The organism is Bacillus sp. EB600, from assembly GCF_024494385.1.
GTDB lineage: Bacteria > Bacillota > Bacilli > Bacillales > Cytobacillaceae > JAEVLT01.
In genome coordinates this window covers 76,235-92,993 of record NZ_JAEVLT010000014.1, presented here as the reverse complement: position 1 = coordinate 92,993, position 16,759 = coordinate 76,235, and the positions used below count along the sequence as shown (strand labels likewise).

The 16,759-nt window shown below is 38.7% G+C and carries 16 protein-coding genes and 1 pseudogene; 11 read left to right on the top strand and 6 right to left on the bottom strand.

All coding sequences use genetic code 11. The features are described from left to right. Nucleotides 1-224: 224 nt before the first annotated feature. The 3 genes from JN080_RS15530 (at nucleotide 225) to JN080_RS15520 (ending at nucleotide 1,824) form a co-directional block, all read left to right on the top strand. On the top strand, nucleotides 225-530 hold the full coding sequence (locus tag JN080_RS15530) for a hypothetical protein (protein WP_256236917.1): 306 nt from the start codon (nucleotides 225-227) through the stop codon (nucleotides 528-530). A gap of 549 nt (nucleotides 531-1,079) precedes the next feature. Continuing rightward, nucleotides 1,080-1,376: a hypothetical protein gene (locus JN080_RS15525; protein ID WP_256236916.1), complete on the top strand. Its 297-nt coding sequence runs from the start codon at nucleotides 1,080-1,082 to the stop codon at nucleotides 1,374-1,376. Between the two features lie 73 nt (nucleotides 1,377-1,449). Continuing rightward, nucleotides 1,450-1,824 carry a DoxX family protein gene (locus JN080_RS15520; protein ID WP_309144685.1) on the top strand — a complete coding sequence of 125 codons (375 nt, stop codon included), beginning with the start codon at nucleotides 1,450-1,452 and terminating at the stop codon, nucleotides 1,822-1,824. 278 nt (nucleotides 1,825-2,102) lie between these two features. Here the strand turns inward: JN080_RS15520 and JN080_RS15515 are convergent, their stop codons facing one another. Beyond that, entirely contained in the window at nucleotides 2,103-2,939 is an 837-nt protein-coding gene (locus JN080_RS15515; RefSeq protein WP_256236914.1) for an SDR family oxidoreductase, read from the bottom strand. A 164-nt stretch (nucleotides 2,940-3,103) separates the two neighbouring features. Here JN080_RS15515 and JN080_RS15510 point away from each other — a divergent pair, with 164 nt between their 5' ends. Both JN080_RS15510 and JN080_RS15505 read left to right on the top strand, forming a co-directional pair. Further along, on the top strand, nucleotides 3,104-3,556 hold the full coding sequence (locus tag JN080_RS15510) for a ferritin-like domain-containing protein (protein WP_256236913.1): 453 nt from the start codon (nucleotides 3,104-3,106) through the stop codon (nucleotides 3,554-3,556). Between the two features lie 38 nt (nucleotides 3,557-3,594). Continuing rightward, a complete protein-coding gene (locus JN080_RS15505; protein ID WP_256236912.1) occupies nucleotides 3,595-4,158 on the top strand; it encodes a hypothetical protein in 564 nt (187 codons plus the stop codon). Nucleotides 4,159-4,580: 422 nt separating this feature from the next. Here JN080_RS15505 and JN080_RS15500 read toward each other — a convergent pair whose 3' ends face one another. After that, nucleotides 4,581-6,176: an acetolactate synthase large subunit gene (locus JN080_RS15500; protein WP_256236911.1), complete on the bottom strand. Its 1,596-nt coding sequence runs from the start codon at nucleotides 6,174-6,176 to the stop codon at nucleotides 4,581-4,583. A 410-nt stretch (nucleotides 6,177-6,586) separates the two neighbouring features. Here JN080_RS15500 and JN080_RS15495 point away from each other — a divergent pair, with 410 nt between their 5' ends. Both JN080_RS15495 and rlmN read left to right on the top strand, forming a co-directional pair. Further along, nucleotides 6,587-6,778: a hypothetical protein gene (locus tag JN080_RS15495; protein ID WP_256236910.1), complete on the top strand. Its 192-nt coding sequence runs from the start codon at nucleotides 6,587-6,589 to the stop codon at nucleotides 6,776-6,778. 108 nt (nucleotides 6,779-6,886) lie between these two features. Further along, nucleotides 6,887-7,942, top strand: coding sequence for a dual-specificity RNA methyltransferase RlmN (rlmN, locus tag JN080_RS15490; protein ID WP_256236909.1), 1,056 nt, complete (start codon nucleotides 6,887-6,889; stop codon nucleotides 7,940-7,942). A 172-nt stretch (nucleotides 7,943-8,114) separates the two neighbouring features. On the opposite strand, the gene JN080_RS15485 is transcribed toward rlmN, so the two are convergent. Further along, complete coding sequence (locus JN080_RS15485; RefSeq protein WP_256236908.1) at nucleotides 8,115-8,438, bottom strand: winged helix-turn-helix transcriptional regulator; 324 nt, start codon at nucleotides 8,436-8,438, stop codon at nucleotides 8,115-8,117. Nucleotides 8,439-8,621: 183 nt separating this feature from the next. Here JN080_RS15485 and JN080_RS15480 point away from each other — a divergent pair, with 183 nt between their 5' ends. The 3 genes from JN080_RS15480 to ribD all read left to right on the top strand — a co-directional run bounded on the left by JN080_RS15480 (nucleotide 8,622) and on the right by ribD (nucleotide 11,660). After that, nucleotides 8,622-9,722 carry an FAD-dependent monooxygenase gene (locus tag JN080_RS15480; protein WP_256236907.1) on the top strand — a complete coding sequence of 367 codons (1,101 nt, stop codon included), beginning with the start codon at nucleotides 8,622-8,624 and terminating at the stop codon, nucleotides 9,720-9,722. Nucleotides 9,723-9,764: 42 nt separating this feature from the next. After that, entirely contained in the window at nucleotides 9,765-10,508 is a 744-nt protein-coding gene (locus tag JN080_RS15475; protein WP_256236906.1) for a GTP cyclohydrolase II, read from the top strand. Nucleotides 10,509-10,571: 63 nt separating this feature from the next. After that, the gene (gene ribD / locus JN080_RS15470; RefSeq protein ID WP_256236905.1) at nucleotides 10,572-11,660 is read left to right on the top strand and encodes a bifunctional diaminohydroxyphosphoribosylaminopyrimidine deaminase/5-amino-6-(5-phosphoribosylamino)uracil reductase RibD; all 1,089 of its coding nucleotides are present in this window, start codon (nucleotides 10,572-10,574) and stop codon (nucleotides 11,658-11,660) included. Between the two features lie 120 nt (nucleotides 11,661-11,780). On the opposite strand, the pseudogene JN080_RS15465 reads toward ribD, so the two are convergent. The 3 genes and pseudogenes from JN080_RS15465 to JN080_RS15455 form a co-directional block, all read right to left on the bottom strand. Then, nucleotides 11,781-12,457, bottom strand: a pseudogene (locus JN080_RS15465) (DUF421 domain-containing protein). A gap of 214 nt (nucleotides 12,458-12,671) precedes the next feature. Beyond that, entirely contained in the window at nucleotides 12,672-13,346 is a 675-nt protein-coding gene (locus JN080_RS15460) for a DUF2642 domain-containing protein (protein WP_309144684.1), read from the bottom strand. Nucleotides 13,347-13,374: 28 nt separating this feature from the next. Next, nucleotides 13,375-14,736 (bottom strand): ArsB/NhaD family transporter, encoded by a 1,362-nt coding sequence (locus JN080_RS15455; protein ID WP_256236903.1) that lies wholly within the window; start codon nucleotides 14,734-14,736, stop codon nucleotides 13,375-13,377. A gap of 364 nt (nucleotides 14,737-15,100) precedes the next feature. On the opposite strand from JN080_RS15455, the gene JN080_RS15450 reads away from it, so the two are divergent. After that, nucleotides 15,101-16,648 (top strand): bifunctional GNAT family N-acetyltransferase/carbon-nitrogen hydrolase family protein, encoded by a 1,548-nt coding sequence (locus tag JN080_RS15450; RefSeq protein ID WP_256236902.1) that lies wholly within the window; start codon nucleotides 15,101-15,103, stop codon nucleotides 16,646-16,648. The last annotated feature ends 111 nt before the right edge of the window (nucleotides 16,649-16,759 follow it).

The window sequence follows — 16,759 nt, the reverse complement described above, 5'->3', positions numbered from 1 at the left end:
AAAGCATGTTAAAAAAACATTTTCCTAATGCTCTAGTGTACGAAGGTGGAGTGCAAAAGTGGAAGAGGCCGCCATTGTGGTGGCTTTTCTTTTTGTGCTGGTCAGATTAGTGCAATAATAAAACTCCTCCAAAATAGAAAGAGTATTATGTTATAGTTTAGGAAAGGTCAGCTTTATAAATGAGGAAAATACATCGAGTATTATATAAATTGTCTAGAGGGTGAATGTCCATTAGCATTATTATTGATTTACTTTTTGACATTGCAGGTGAAATAATTGGCCATTTCATTCCTGATTTGTCGCCAAAATCAAAATTTGAAAAGCACATTATCAGATTAAAGGAAGAAGCCTGGTTTTCCTCAATGGAGAAGGATTATCGATACTCATATATCATTTACCAAAACAGCAGGGTGAAGCGCTTTTTAAGCAGCGAAAAAAATGTCAAAATGATCATTAGTATGGATGAAGAGAAAGAGAGATTTATTAATCTAGTAATAGAGGAGCATGTCAAATTCACAAGGTTACGCTAACGAAAAAGTATGATTTCTTGTTAAAATGTATTTCTACACGTTACTACGGGGATAAATTTAACAAGGCAACGCCTACGAGTGTGCTAGCTCTTTAAATATAAGCACAAAAAAATAACGCAAACAGGGCTATTTTGAGGAATTGTACTTAAAGTAAAAGTAAAAGGCACTTTATTACGTGACACTAATTTGATTTAATGCATAACTGTTTGAAAGCGTTAAACTTTTTGGCAATTTTATAAATATTTTTACTTTATCCAAATTATTATTTCAAAATAGCCGAATATTCTATAGTAAATTGTTTAGGTAATCAGAAGTTTTTAAGTATCAAGAGTTTGGAAAGGATTATCCTGTCAACTCTTAGTATTTCAATATTATTTACTATTTTTTTCAATATTTTTATTTTTTCTTTCCTCATTCACTTACATCAAACTCTGTGCTACTATCAGAATTGCTTTGGAATGAAAATTTGTCAAAGTTCCTACGAGCTTTGGACTTTAATAAAAGTTTTTATTCTTACAAAAATCATAATTGAAAAAGGTGAGGAATTACATGAGGAAAGTACAAGCACCTGCTCAATGGGAAAATTTGAATCTCTTAATGGAAATACATAATCTTAAAATTACCTTACGTGACATATATACTCAGAAGGGGTCAGCCAATTCAGAGTATATATCACTTTCAATAAAGCTTGATTTACTGATGAATGAATATATTGATGAAAAGTTATCGAATCTAATGAGTATCTCAAAACACAGACGTAAAGAAAATTTACAACTGGCAGATACTGTAGCACCTAAAAGAAAGGTGAATTATTGGAGTTTTTTTGTAAACGGCTTCCACAACTGAAGCCGTTGGATTTCCACCCCAAAACTGACAGTTTACCCTTCTAGAAATGGACGGGAAGGAGAAGGGTATCATAGTGGGTCTATACTATGCTGCACACGGAACTCGAAAAGCATTTGGATGGTTCGGTGGCAATGGTCCTGCAGCAACTGGTGCCTTCTTTGAAAAAATCGGCATAAAACCTGTGAAAACGATGGCGCTATTCGCTGGAATAGGCGAATTTATTGGCGGAATTTTATTCGCATTGGGATTACTAACTCCTTTGGCAGCTGTATTAATCATTGTCCCAATGATTGTTGCCATTAAAACAGTAACTAGAAAAAATGGCATGTTTTCAGATGATGGTGGAATCGAGTATAATTTGGTACTAATGGCTATCGCATTAGGAATTACCTTGTCAGGTCCCGGTTCTTTATCTCTTGATGTACTATTTAATATCAAGTTTGGGTAATTTCAGCGTTTTTGAATTGGCTGGAGTTCAAACTTTGGGTAGCGTGAGTGCACTTTAGCTGAAAAACAGTAAAAGTCCTTCTCTAAAATGGAGAAGGACTTTTGATTTGATCGTGAGGACGAATACAGAAGAAAGGCAGTTGCTTAAATAAACAAGGTCCCAGTGACAAAAAAGCTGAACATCGAACCAAGTACTAAACACATCAGCAAAAACCATTAACGCAGCTCTGGCAAGGTTATGGCTTATACGTCGTCAAACAGTCGCTTCCGCTTTTGTTTTTACGGCCTTAGCTTTTTTAAAATAGCTGATTCAATCCATTCCCACCGCAGGAAATGTTTGAGAAACAGATACCTTTTTACTCCTTTTCCAATCGGGTATCTAAGGTTTGGCGATGTTGGCTGCGAGGCGATTTGCGCGACTAATTTCGCTACCTCGACTGGATTTCCGTGGTCTGCTTTTCCGGTTTCAATTTCTTTTAGAAGGCTTTTCATATAGGATAAGTAAGGTGAATTTTCCTTGAATTCCGTTTGATCGACACTTGCCCAAATATTCGTTTGATAAGATCCAGGCTCAACCAAGGTAACATCGATACCTAATGGCTTAAGCTCAAGCCTTAAGCTTTCGCTATATCCCTCAAGGGCATGCTTGGATGACACATAGGCAGATAATCCTGGAAAGCCAATTTGCCCGCTAATGCTGCTTATGTTGATAATCCTGCCTTGGCCTTTGGACCTCATAAAAGGGAGGACTGTTTGGGTGACAGCAATTACCCCGAAGAAATTGGTCTCAAATTGCCGCCGATAGTCTTCGATCGACAGTTCTTCACTAAAGCCGCCGAGTGCAAAGCCTGCATTGTTTACTAAAACATCCACCGATGGAAGTTCTGTTAACAAGTTTTTTAATTGATTAATAGCTTCGCTGGAAGTAACTTCAAGGGCATAGACGTGAATCTTTTCCTCAACATGCTTTGCTTTAGCAACCTCCCATAAGGCTGCAGCCTTGTTCAAATCCCTCATCGTTGCAATGACCGTAAAGCCTTTTAATGCCAGTTCGATCACACTCAACAAACCAAAGCCACTAGACGATCCTGTTACGACTGCAGTTTTTTTGCTCATGTACTTCTCCTTAAAAAAGTGCATTTTTTCTAATAAATCTATTTTGGTAAAGATTATACAGCCACTTTCATATTTAAACCTAAACTTACACAATTACATAGACTTGCACTACCTATCTGTATTTTTCATAAAATATCATAATTTTGAACCGGGAGGTTAAGAATATGTATCCATATTATAATAATTATAATGGTAATGAAAGACAAACTGAAAAATTAATTAGTGACGTAGAAAAAGCAATCAATGGAGAGTACAGTGCCATACAGTGTTATGCTCATATCGCTAAATTGGCTCTCACAGAGAAGGAAAGAAAGCAAATCCTTGAAATTCGAAAAGATGAAAAGAGACATTTTCAACAATTTGTACAGCTTTACCAAAGTCTTACAGGAAAACAACCTCAACCGAAAATAAATGAAGGATGTCCGAACACATATGTAAAAGGATTGGATTTTGCTTTACAGGATGAGCAAAATACAGTTGACTTTTACCATGAGGTTGCAGACGAAACAAGTAATCAATTTATAAAAGAAGTTTTTCGTAGGGCAGCAGCAGATGAACAAAATCATGCAGTTTGGTTCCTATACTTCTTATTTAAACAGGGAAAACACCGAGAATAAGCTATAAACAAAGAACTCCTTGGAATGAGGTGGGAACGATGTATTTTTTTAAAACAATTTCTGATGATGTTCGATCAACTCAATTAGCATTCTACAAACATTCAAAAACGAAACGGCTAGTTTTAGGTGCGCTGTTCGCAAGTATTGCAGCTGTTTTCCAAGCAGCAGGCGGTATTTTACCGGGGGTCGGATATTTTATCAGTCCATTAGCAACTGCACCAATTCTTTTCTGTACCATGCTTTCCCTTCCGCTTGGAGTCATGTCCTATTTGCTTACTAATCTATTACTTCTATTCCTACAGCCCAGTGAACTGATTGTGTTTCCGCTAACGACTGGTTTATTGGGAATAGGTACCGGTGGGGCTTTTTATTTTTTCAAGAAGAGATTGAGCATTATTGCAGCGGGTGCCGTTCTCTTAACCATTGGAGTCATCCTGCTATTATCTATTTTCCAATTCCCCGTCTTAGGTCCAGCCGTTTCGACTTCCTTTTCATTTTTCACAACAGGTGGCATATTTTTATTTGCATTCATTTATAATTGGATCTGGGTTGACATCAGCTATACTTTTTTTAAAAGAATTAAAGCGACTAGAACTTTGTAAACTTCCAAATTACACCTGTGTTCGGAGCAACACGTATTTTCTTTCCGGGTAGTTTAAAGATCCCAAGGTCGGTAATATACATTTCCTTTTGTTTTTGGATTTCTTGGACCTCAGTCAACTAATTCCAGTTGAAAGCCATCAGGATTGGCTCTTACTATGCTTCCGCTGGCTTTAACCATTTCTCAACTATATTTCCCTCGAAAAGTAGGTACACCATAGTGAGAAAAGACGACTGTACTTACTTGGTCATTGGCTGTTTCAGCTAATAGATTTTTTGTTTTAAAATGTTTGCCTGCCAGCGGGATGAATGAACCGGGATTATCATAACCAAAAGGATGATCATAGCCCCCATAGAATAAGCCTTTCTATTTACATATTCAGAAAGTAGTAGTCCATACTCCAGGATAGAGAGGGGGAAAAGGTCAATCTTGCAAACAAACGTTGATTAGGGCAATATCCTCTAAAGTCTGCAGCGTCCCTTTGAGAATGTTTTCAAATTCACCTAGGTTATTAGCTTGCACTCCTTTTATTCCGAAGCTGGCAGCTAATTGGACAAAGTCAGGGTTCTGGAAAGTTACTCCGTAGTTGTTTCCAAACCTTTTGTTCATTTGCTGGACCTCAAGCTTTAACATTGAATCATTTAACACAATTATGATGAAAGAGAGACCTAGACGTTTGGCTGTCTCTATTTCGGCAAAATTCATTAGAGCACCACCATCGCCAGTGATACAAATAACGGGATCATTTGGACAGGCTAGCTTAGCTCCGATTGCCCCTGGAATGGCGATTCCCATCGACGCAAGCCCGTTTGAAATGATTAAACGATTCGGCATTTTGGGTTGATAAGTTCGGGCAATTGAAACTTTATGGGCACCGACATCTGAAATAACAATCGTGTTCTCTGATGTAAGATTTTCAATACAATGGAGAACATTCTCAATTGTAAAGGGCAGGGGGGTGAGGTCGGTTTCATTCTTGTTTATTTGATAGGCTGCCTTTATTTTTTCTTGAAGATTTCCTGTTGGTACCCATGATTTGGCTGGAAGTTCCGCTCGATTGAGCAATTGGAGTGTTTTCTTAATGTTTCCAACCAGTTCACTCTCAATGGGATAATATTCATTTATTTCTGCTGGTAACGTATCGATATGTAGGACCGGAAGTTTCTTTTCATTCCAATCCTTCGGCAGCTTTTCAACAAAGTCGAAACCGATAACAATCAGCAGGTCAGCTTCTTTGATACCAGCTAAAGTTAAATCGTTTTGGTTAAATCCAAAAGTAAAAAAATTAACTGGGTTTTCTTTAGCTAACACACCTTTTGCCATAAAGCTGTGAATAACAGGGGACTGGAGGATATGAATAAAGGTCTGAAGCTCAGCAACAGCTTCCTGCCTGATTACCCCATTTCCGAGAATAATAAGTGGTTTCAGATGTTTTTGGATAAGGCTTTTTGCAGTTTGTAATTCTTCGTTAACAGGGACACATTCAGGCAAAGGTGTAACTGGCAAGGGCTTCTTGGAAATCATTTGTGCTGCAAAGTTCTCCGGCAATGTGATTGCCACTGTGCCGGGCTTTTCCATTTTTGCGATTTTGAAAGCTTTTCGGATTATCGCAGGAACTGCTTCTGATTCAATGATTTGTGTGCTCCACTTTGTAGCAGGCTCAAAAACTTTAACAATGTCTAGATATTGATGGGATTCTTCATGGTGCCGCCCTACACCAGCCTGTCCGATTAATGCCACTACAGGTGAATGATCAAGCTGTGCACTGGAAATTCCCGTTAGCAGGTTTGTAGCACCTGGACCCAGCGTTGATAAACAAACGCCCACTTTTTTTGACAATCTGCCATAAACATCTGCCATAAAAGCTGCACCTTGCTCATGCCTGACATTGATGAACTGAATTTTGTTCGATTTTGATAACGAATCAGCGAGATCAAGTGTCTCGGTACCAACGATCCCAAACACATATTCCACACCTTCATTTTCTAAACAATGTACAAGTACATCCGTAACTTTCATCTTGTCACCTTCATTTTTTCAAATTGTAATAATTAAATAAAGTTAGTATACGTCTAGTCTTCGCCATTTCATTGGTATTCATAAGTGCTAGTTCCTTCATATAGGTGTCATGTTCAACCAATGCCATTTAATCAAGAAAATGGACAGAAAGTCCCTGATAAACACCTTAATCGCATATTTTTCATAATGAAGATAATTGGAATTAACTTATGTGGTTTTTCGCAGTATAATAATTGAGTTACTTGTGTGATATACTGACTTTTTAATTGAACAAACTAATATAAGAATACAAATTTGCAACGATTGAGCCTGAATAAACGGTTCGCATAGTGAGCAGTATCATATCTAGTGAAACTTTTCACTTTATATACCTATTAGAGGAAGATCGTTTGAAAGGAGTCAACTATTTTATGAAATATATAAAATCACAAATGAAACAGCTGGTCAAAGACAATAAAGAATTGCAAAAGCACTTAAAAGAATTGATGGAAGATCTCGACCTTGAGAAAAACTTTGCCCTTAAGGCTTTGTATCATTCCGAAGTTGCTGAAGGCGGTAAGTATCAGCTTGCCTACCAAGCACTTGACTTGCCCAAAGAGTAAGTTGGTTAAGTCTATCCGGAGAAAATCAACTTCTCACATCAATCAGGATTGCTAGTTCATCTAGTTTAGTAGTAGAATATTTTTTATTATGAAGAAAAGAGTGAACGTATGAAGAAAGAGTCCATTTATGGATTAACATGTAATCAATTAACGGAGTGGCTTATAGAACATGGCCAAAAGAAGTCCAGGGCATCAATGGTCTGGGAGTGGCTTTACCGGAAGCGCGTAACAGATTTCTCTGATATGGTGGATGTGAATCAGGAATGTATTCAATTACTCGCAGACAATTTTGTTATTCAAACATTAAATTTGAATGTGAAGCAGGAATCCGCAGACGGAACAATTAAGTTTTTATTCAATTTGCCGGACGGCAACTTGATTGAAACGGTTTTGATGAGACATAAATATGGCTTATCTGTGTGTGTTACAACACAAGTTGGTTGCAATATTGGCTGTAGTTTTTGTGCAAGCGGCTTATTAGCGAAAAACCGAGATCTATCCAGTGGAGAAATTGTCGAACAAATTATGAACGTTCAACTTCATCTGGATCAGCTCGGACAGGGAGAAAATGTAAGTCATATTGTTGTAATGGGGATTGGGGAGCCATTTGATAATTTTGTAAATCTGGTCGATTTCTTAAAAGTGGTGACGGATCATAAAGGACTCGCCATACCTGCCAGACATATCACTGTTTCGACCAGCGGTCTCGCCGGCAAGATTTACGATTTCACTGATACCCAATTGCCGGTTAACCTTGCAATCTCTTTGCATGCCCCGAATAATGAGCTTCGATCTCGGATTATGAAAATAAATCGTGCGATTCCAATCGAAGAGTTAATGCAGGCAATCGACTATTATTTAGAAAAAACAAACCGGAGAATTACGATTGAATATATCCTGTTGAAGGGTGTAAATGATCATAAAGAAGAGGCTGAGCAGCTAGCTGATCTACTCAGCAATAAAAATCAGCGTGCCTATGTAAATTTAATTCCATACAATCCAGTAGATGAACATAGTCAATACCAAAGAAGTGAGCAGGAATCGGTGTTGTCGTTTTATGATACGTTAAAAAAGAGAGGTATAAATTGTAAAATCCGCCAAGAGCATGGGGCAGATATTGATGCTGCTTGTGGTCAGTTAAGAAGTAAACAGATGAAAAAATAATGGGTAGGTTCTTATTGGGACAATTGGAAGCTTTGCGCGAAAAAAGCACAACTAACTATTCGCTAGTTGTGCTTTTTTCTTACCTTAGAACGAAGACTTTTTTGTTGCTCTTGCAAATCGCTAGAAGTTGTATTTATGTGTAGTAGTCAATTCACTATCTTAAATTTAGGTTTCATTGCTCTACTTCAATTTGCAGCCAGGTTTGTGACCATTTTTCAATTTCTTTTATGATCGGCTCTAATGCTAGCCCTTTTTCGGTTAGGGAATATTCAATTCGCACCGGTGTTTCCGGGAATACCTCGCGTTTAACGATTTTAATTTGTTCTAAATCTTTTAGTCGCTCCGAAAGGACCCTTCCACTTATTCCTATAGAGGATTCTAATGCGCAAAAGCGTTTCGGTCCTGTTAACAGCTGATAAATGACAAGACCTGTCCAGCGTTGGCTCAACATCCCCATGGCTTTTTCAAATCGAGGACAAATGAAAGACTGATCCATTGTTCTTCACCCCCTATTAGTATATTACCATTAATAATATAATTACAATACAAAACTAATTAATTTGACACAAGTAACTTTTAAAAATATAATTACTTACATAAAGTAAGTGACTAAATAATAAATTTACACTACAATCATCAATATGTTATTAACCCGATAAAAATAAGGTGGTTTTCAAATATGAAAATGGAGTCGGATGTTTGCATTGTTGGTGCAGGTCCCGGCGGTGCTCTGTTAGGATATTTGCTCGCGAAAAAAGGGATTTCAACGATTGTTCTCGAACGTCATATGGGGATAGACAAGGAATTCCGGGGCGAACATCTCAACGAGGACGGAGAACAAGTATTAAAAAAATATGGTCTTTATAATAAAGTAGAACAAGCTGGACTGCTGTTAATGGAACGAGTTGAATATTGGCATTACGGCAAGGTCATTAAGACAGTCACACCTGCCAAAGGAGAACGGCATGTCGGCATCCATGTTCCACAAAAGAATTTGTTAAGTGTATTGATTTCGGAGTCTGAACCGTTTGCAAATTACAAGCTTATGATGGGGACAAAGGTGACTGAGTTCATTTTTAATAAAAATGGCGGCGTTTCCGGTGTAAAGGCTACAAGCGGCGACCAGGAAGTAACTATTCATAGCAAAATCGTAGTTGGTGCGGATGGGCGGTTCTCTACTGTAAGAAGGCTGGCAGAATTGCCGTTTACTACAATTAAACATGGGTATGAGCTGCTTTGGGCAAAAGTTCCTAGCCCAGCCGGCTGGGAGCCGACGATTAAAAATGCCTTGATTGATGGGCAGCAGCTTGCTTTATTTACTCAAGCAGGCGGATTTATCCAGATAGGCTGGAATATTGAAGAGGATTCGTATCCAACATTGATAAAGCAATCATTTTCACCGTTTATTGAACGGGTGATTGCGGCCTTTCCGGAGTTAGCGGAAACGGTGTGCAACTCCATTCAATCTTGGAATGATTTTATTTTATTAAAGGTGCAAAGTTGTCAATGTCCAACATGGGTAAAGGATGGAGTCGTCATCATGGGCGATGCAGCCCATACGATGAGTCCAAGCGGAGCCTTTGGGATTAATTGTGCCCTATTGGATGCAGATGTATTAGCGGAAGTAATTAATAAGGCACTAGACAAACAGGATGTGAGCGCAGCCGAGTTAAAACAATTTGAATTTACACGGCGTGAGGATGTTGAAAGACTACAGAAACTGCAGTTTGAAATTGAGACAACGTATCAAGAGAATTTCGTCGTTCCAGTCATGTCTTAAGAAATATAAGTCTATAAATATATGAATTTGGGGGAAATCATAGTGGCACAAGTTCAATTAAAATCAGATGTTTTCTCTTTATTAGAGGATAAAATAAAATTAATCAATAAAGGCGAAGAAGCCATTTACCTGGTGGGACCAATCAAGCTGCCTGTTAATTTATACGGAGAAACGGTTGAGTTTAAATGGTATTGTTGGTTGAAGAGCGAGAATGTAACAGAAGATTTTCAGGAAGTGATTGATCATTTATCGTCTGCGAATCTAGCAGAATATCAACAATCGAGTGTCCTTGTTTATGGAGATTTTGAAAATGGTGAGGATGCATTGATTAGAATGCACTCGATCTGTCATACTGGAGATATCTTTGGAAGCAAACGCTGCGATTGCGGCTACCAGCTCAAACAATCGATGAAAATGATTGCCGAGCACGGAACGGGAGCTTTATTTTATTTGGCCAATCATGAAGGAAGAGGAATTGGTTTATTTAGCAAGGCAATGGCCTATATTCTTCAGGAAAATGGATACGATACAGTTGAAGCGAATGAGGGACTTGGATTTGCCGATGATACAAGGAACTACGATGATGCCATCGAAGTCCTTAAGGCGTTAAGAACGAAACCTGTCACGCTGATAACCAACAATCCGAAGAAGCTAAAAGCCTTGAAAGCAGCAGGCTTATCCGTTTCTGGGAGAACTCCTTTATGGGGAGATATCTCCGAATACAATGAAAAATATTTAAAGACCAAAGTAAGAAAATCAGGGCATCTGGCTCCATCAAATCATTAAGATGGTAAATGGGGACGCAAGAACCGTCCCCATGAATCCTGATTTTGCAGGAGGAAATATTGTATGATGAATGATGAGTTTTATATGCAGTTGGCATTAAAAAATGCACAAGCAATGAAAGGTCAGACGGATCCGAATCCACTGGTCGGTGCCGTGATTGTTAATGATAGCCGAATTGTCGGGGTTGGCGCACATATGAAAGCGGGGGAGCCCCATGCTGAAATCCATGCGCTTCGAATGGCTGGAGAACATGCAAAGGGAGCCACGATTTATGTGACACTTGAGCCGTGTTCCCACCATGGCAGAACGGGCCCTTGTGCAGTTGCCCTTGTTGAGGCTGGAATCAAAAAAGTGGTCATTGCCACGTTGGATCCGAATCCGATTGTCGCAGGGAACGGAGTAAAAATTTTAAAAGATGCTGGAATTGAGGTTATCATAGGGGTTTGCGAAACAGAATCACGTCAGATGAATGAAGTGTTCAATAAATTCATTGTAGAGAAAAAGCCGTTTGTCACCTTGAAAGCAGGAATTTCTCTGGATGGCAAAATCGCGACACATACGAACAGCAGCAAGTGGATTACGTCTGAAGAAGCAAGACAGGATGTACACCAGCTTAGAAGTGAAAATATGGCGATCGTTGTTGGGGTGAATACGGTTATTCATGACAATCCTGAGTTGACTTCGAGGATCCCAAACGGTCGTAACCCCATCCGGGTTATATTGGATTCTTCGCTACGAATTCCTTTAGAATCTAAGGTGGTTACCGATAAGAAGGCGGAGACTTGGGTTTTTACTGGTGAAAATTATGATAAAGAAATGCGGGGGATTTTAGAGGATAGTGGAATTTCCGTATTTGTGACGAGCGGATCGAGCAAAGTCGATGCAGCAGATGTGATGAGAATTTTAGGAGAAAAGCTTGTTTCCTCTATATTAATTGAGGGCGGCGGAACCATTAATGCGTCCCTTTTAGAAAATCAAGTCATTGATAAAGTTGTTTTATACATTGCTCCAAAATTAGTAGGCGGAAAGCACGCACCTACCTTCTTGGAAGGAACAGGGATTGACAAGATGAGTGATGCGGTTGAATTATCGAATGTAACGGTTACCCCTATTGGGAAAGACTTTAAATTTACAGGGTATCTAATTTACTAAAAAGTGGGGGGGCAGGTCATCCTCCATTTTTTGTTGTTAATGGGTGTTAATGGGGACGGTTCTTATAGAATCTTTTCAGTAATGATATCTAAAATCCGACGTATGTAATCTGAAAGAGAATTAATTGAAAAGTTGGATAAACAAGCCGTCACCTTCAAGCCATTCTGCTAAAAACACTTTTTTGCAATCTGATATTCCTTGTGTAGCTAATTGTTTCGTAAGCCAAGTATCATCGAATCCTAAATCACGAATTTCATCCCATAATACTTCGCCGTCTCTTATCAAAGTGACTGGGACATAAACCGATTTAGAAGGGATCTGAAAGTCTTCTTGGGTAATCTTTTGATATTTTGATTTTTTTAAGATACTGATCGAACCATTCGCCTCTAAATAGCAAAACGCTACTTCTCTAATTGAAAAAGTTTCACTCTGTCGAAGTAAACTTTGCAATTGGTTGATGTTCATTCTATTTTTTTTTAGTGCTTCCCGATCTACGATTCCATTCTTTATAAGGGCTGATGGTTTATCCTCGACTATTCCTCGAAACTTGAGGGATTTTTGAGCTAGATATTCAACAGTAAAAAGCAAAATACTCCATAACAGCATCGAGTAAACAATGTAAAAAACACCTGCTTTTTGATCATATAAAGCGTTTCCTAGCAATTCACCTAAAACAATGGATGAAATAAAGGTAAATGGAGTAATTTGATTAATTATTTTTTTCCGACAATTTTTATAATAATAAATAGTAAAACAAAGCCAACAATTAGTTCAATCGATAAATAAAGTATGTTCATTTCTAGGTAACTCCAATCAAAGAAGAAGGGGTGGATATTTTTAAAAATTTGAACAAGAAGGTGCATTACATATCGTATGAAGTTTCAATGCTTCCTCCAGATTTTAGCTTTTTCATAGTATGGCTATTATAAAAATATTTAATAAGAAGTACAACACAAATTCACCAATTCTCTATTGAAAATAAAAAGCCCCTCCCTCTCGGTAGGGGATAATTCAGGGTAATTGGATTGTTTTGATATGATCTAAATTACGATATACCGTTTCCCCGTCAGCTGTAATTAGAATCGCTTTGTTATTCGAAACTTTTTGAAGTAAGCCAATTTTTTCAGGATTGTCTCCACCATCTAAAATAACGATCTGACTTTCTAATTTTTTCAGCTGCTCTTCAAAAGTATTCTCTAGTGAAACAGGTGAAGGACTTAAGGGAAAACACTGATTATCTAGAGTATATGGAGTTCTATTTGCTGGATATGGAATTAGACATTTTACATGGTTCACCGATATTAACATTGTTTTGAAGGCGGGGGAGTGAAAAACAAAATAGTCATTCATGATACTGGTTACATAGCCAGGAATCGAATTATTCTCAGTCACGCAAACCTTGACGAACAGTCCTCTTGCAGTCATTAATGTTTTATGAAAGGAAATAGCATCTGCTTCAATGGGTTTTTCTGAAGGAGGGTCGTAGGAGGTGTCTTCTTCTAAAATGCTTATTTCTTTCAATCTATGAATATGAACAAATGGAATGTAGAGGAACGAGTTGGTTCTGCCTTCGTATATAACAACAATGTCTGGTCCAGAATCTATTAGGATTCCCTTGTGAAAGTCCCACCCTGAAATTTCAACTTCAATATTTCTTCCTTTGAGATCTAAAAAGTCTAAAAGCATTTTCATTCTCCTTTTTTCTTATTTAGTCTTATCGTTGAAGGACTCCACCAAAGAGCCACGAAACCCAATAATATAAAACAACTAAAGTAAACAATACTGTCGGTGGAATAACAACAACTGTGACTTTAATATATTCCCGCCACGTGATTCTTACTTTTCCACGCTTTACAATGTGCATCCACATCAACGTAGCCAGTGTTCCCATTGGCAGGAGTAACGATCCCATATCACTGCCAATGACGTTCGCCAAATAGGCGATTTTCAAGGAGAGTGGGTCAAGATTCATATGGGTTAATGTAATGGTCCCAACCATGAGGGCTGGGTGATTATTAAAAATATTGGACATTATGGTTAGGAGTGCCCCCATCAGCACACTTGTACGTAGAAGGTTCCCTGAAACCAAAGGATGCATGAACTCGATCAACCAGTTCGTTAAACCGATGTTATTTAAACCGTATATAATCACATACATACAGAAAGCAAAAACAATAATATACCACGGCGTTTTTTTCAGCATATCGACCGGAGGTATTTTTAAAAAAGCCCATCGCCAACCCAAAAGAACAAGCGATCCTATAACAGCCATAAGGGAGACTGGAATGGAGAAAAATGAGGCAACAAAGAGGCTGACACGGACAGCAAATACGAATAGCAGGACGTACACCATAAATCTTGAACGATCCTTCTCCGATGTATATCGAGGTCCTGGCTTAAGCGGATGGTAAGATGGTAAAGTTAGACCTGAAACATTAGTAGGCACAGTTTTAGGTAGAATTTTTCGAAAGCGAAGAAACAAGAGCACAACTAAGAGTAGTAAACCAAGCGTAGCAGGAACAAACATCATTGCTGTATGCAAATACAAAGTCATATGCACAATTTTCAGAGCGATCAGATTGACAATATTACTCACGCCGATTGGAGCACTCGAAGCGGTCGCGATTAAACCTCCAGACAATAAATATGGAATTTTCTGGTGGTTTTTTAAGCCCATGTTATTTAATAACATGACTAAAATTGGAGTTGTAATTAAAATACTGCCATCGTTATTGAAAAAGAGGGTCATGAAAAAGCATAATAGATTGACATACCAGAATAAGCGAATACCGGACCCCTTTGCTTTTGCAGCCAGCTTCTCTGCCATCCAGTGAAAGAATCCAAAACTTTCTAAAACAATCGCCATGACGATCGTTGCCATAATGGTAATCGCAGCACCGCTGATTGTATCTGTTATGACACCTAAATCTGCTATTGAAACACTCCCACTGAGTAGGACAATAATTGCACCTATTGCAGCAGGTATAGCTTCATTCATACCTCGGGGTCTCCACAGAATAAATCCGATGGTACCCAAAAAAGCTAAAATGGTTATCCAAACCATTGGTTGAAGCATTATATTCTCCTTTCTTCTTGCAAGATTTCATGATGTTGTCATAAGGCGAAAGTACCTTACCAAGGGTAAGTCCGCTCTTGTCCATCCCTTCCATTTATCCATTTGTGGATGTTGTACTATATCTATATGTATCCCGTAAAAGACATGCTTTGGGTTGAAAACCCTTTTTTCAATAATTCCGCTAAAATCTATCAGCAAATGTCTCTAGGCGTAGTCATTTTCGAAGAGTCTTCCATTTTTCTATGTACCAAAGTATTAGTGACTTCCATTTTTCTATGTACCAAAGTATTAGTGACTTCCATTTTTGTATATACAAAAGTATTATGGTAAATAAGCATGACAATTTAGACAAGGATGTGAGAACATGTCAGAAACAGAAATGTCGAAATACGAGAAGAAAATTGAGGTTCGCAACATACACATGGAAGACATTGATGAAATTATGGAGTTATGGAGCCGTTGTTTCTCCGGCATGGAGCCATGGAAGCGGGAGCAATTGGAAAGTCACATTCGAGTTTTTCCTGATGGTCAGTTCTGCGTAGAATATGAGGACAAAATTGTTGGTTCTTGTTCAAGTCTCATTGTTAATATTGACGAATATGAAGACCAGCACACTTGGAACAAAATCACAGACAACGGTTATATCACGAATCATGATCCCCATGGATTCAACCTATATGGCATTGAAATAATGGTTGACCCAGAATACCGTCGTATGAAAATTGGACACCGTCTTTATGAGGCGAGGAAGGAACTCGCTCGCCAATTAAATCTTCAAAGCATTATCATCGGTGGAAGGATCCCAAATTACCATTTATACAAGGCCAAAATGACTCCTCGTGAATATGTGGCAGAGGTTGAGAAGCATAGCATTTATGACCCAGTATTGTCCTTCCAACTCCTTGAAGGGTTTAAAATAAAACGTATCAACACACGGTACCTACCAGACGACATGGCATCTGATGCATTTGCCACCTTGATGGAATGGAACAACATCGATTATCTTCCGAAGTCTCGTCGGGTATATCGTGCCTCGTTCCCTGTAAGAATTTGTGCCATACAGTATATGATGAAAAAAATTGATTCTTTTACGGATTTTACTCGGCAGATTGAGTACTATGTCGATGTTGCGGCTGATTTCGGGTCGGATTTTGCTGTTTTCCCGGAGTTATTTACAACCCAATTGATGTCATTTCTCGAAGAAAAGCGGCCAGATAAGGCTGTTCGTCGGCTTGCAACCTATACTGACCAGTATATCGAACTCTTTACGGAACTTGCTGTACGATATAACGTCAACATTGTTGGAGGATCGCATTTCGTAGAAAGGGATGGGAACATATACAATGTAGCGTATCTATTTCGCCGCGATGGTACGATTGAGAAACAAGCGAAGATTCATGCTACGCCCAACGAGCGCAAGTGGTGGGGGATTGCTGAGGGAAACGAAATTAACGTGTTTGACACAGATTGCGGAAAAGTCGCCATTCAAATTTGTTACGACATCGAGTTCCCGGAACTAGCACGCATTGCCGTAGATCAAGGGGCAAACATTATTTTTGTTCCGTTTTGTACTGATGATCGCCAGGGATACCTCCGTGTTCGTTACTGTGCCCAGGCACGAGCAATTGAGAATCAAGTATATACCTGTATTGCAGGAACCGTGGGAAACTTAACACACGTAGAGAACATGGATATTCAGTACGCACAATCTGGAATTTTCTCACCTTGTGATTTTGGGTTTGCGAGGGATGGGATTGTTGGCGAATGTGATGCTAATGTAGATACAGTTGTTGTCGGTGACGTAGACCTTGAGAAGTTAAGGCGTTCTCGGAATAGCGGTTCTGTTCGACAATTACGCGATCGGCGACGTGATTTGTATCGAATTGAATTTAACAACTTAAAGCCAGAGTAAGTTTTTGTTGGCGATTTATACTGCGGCCGATCATAGTCCGTAAATCCCCATCCTTAAAACTAGGGGGCTTTTACGGACTATTATGGGTATGCAGTTTTTTTAAAACCCTTA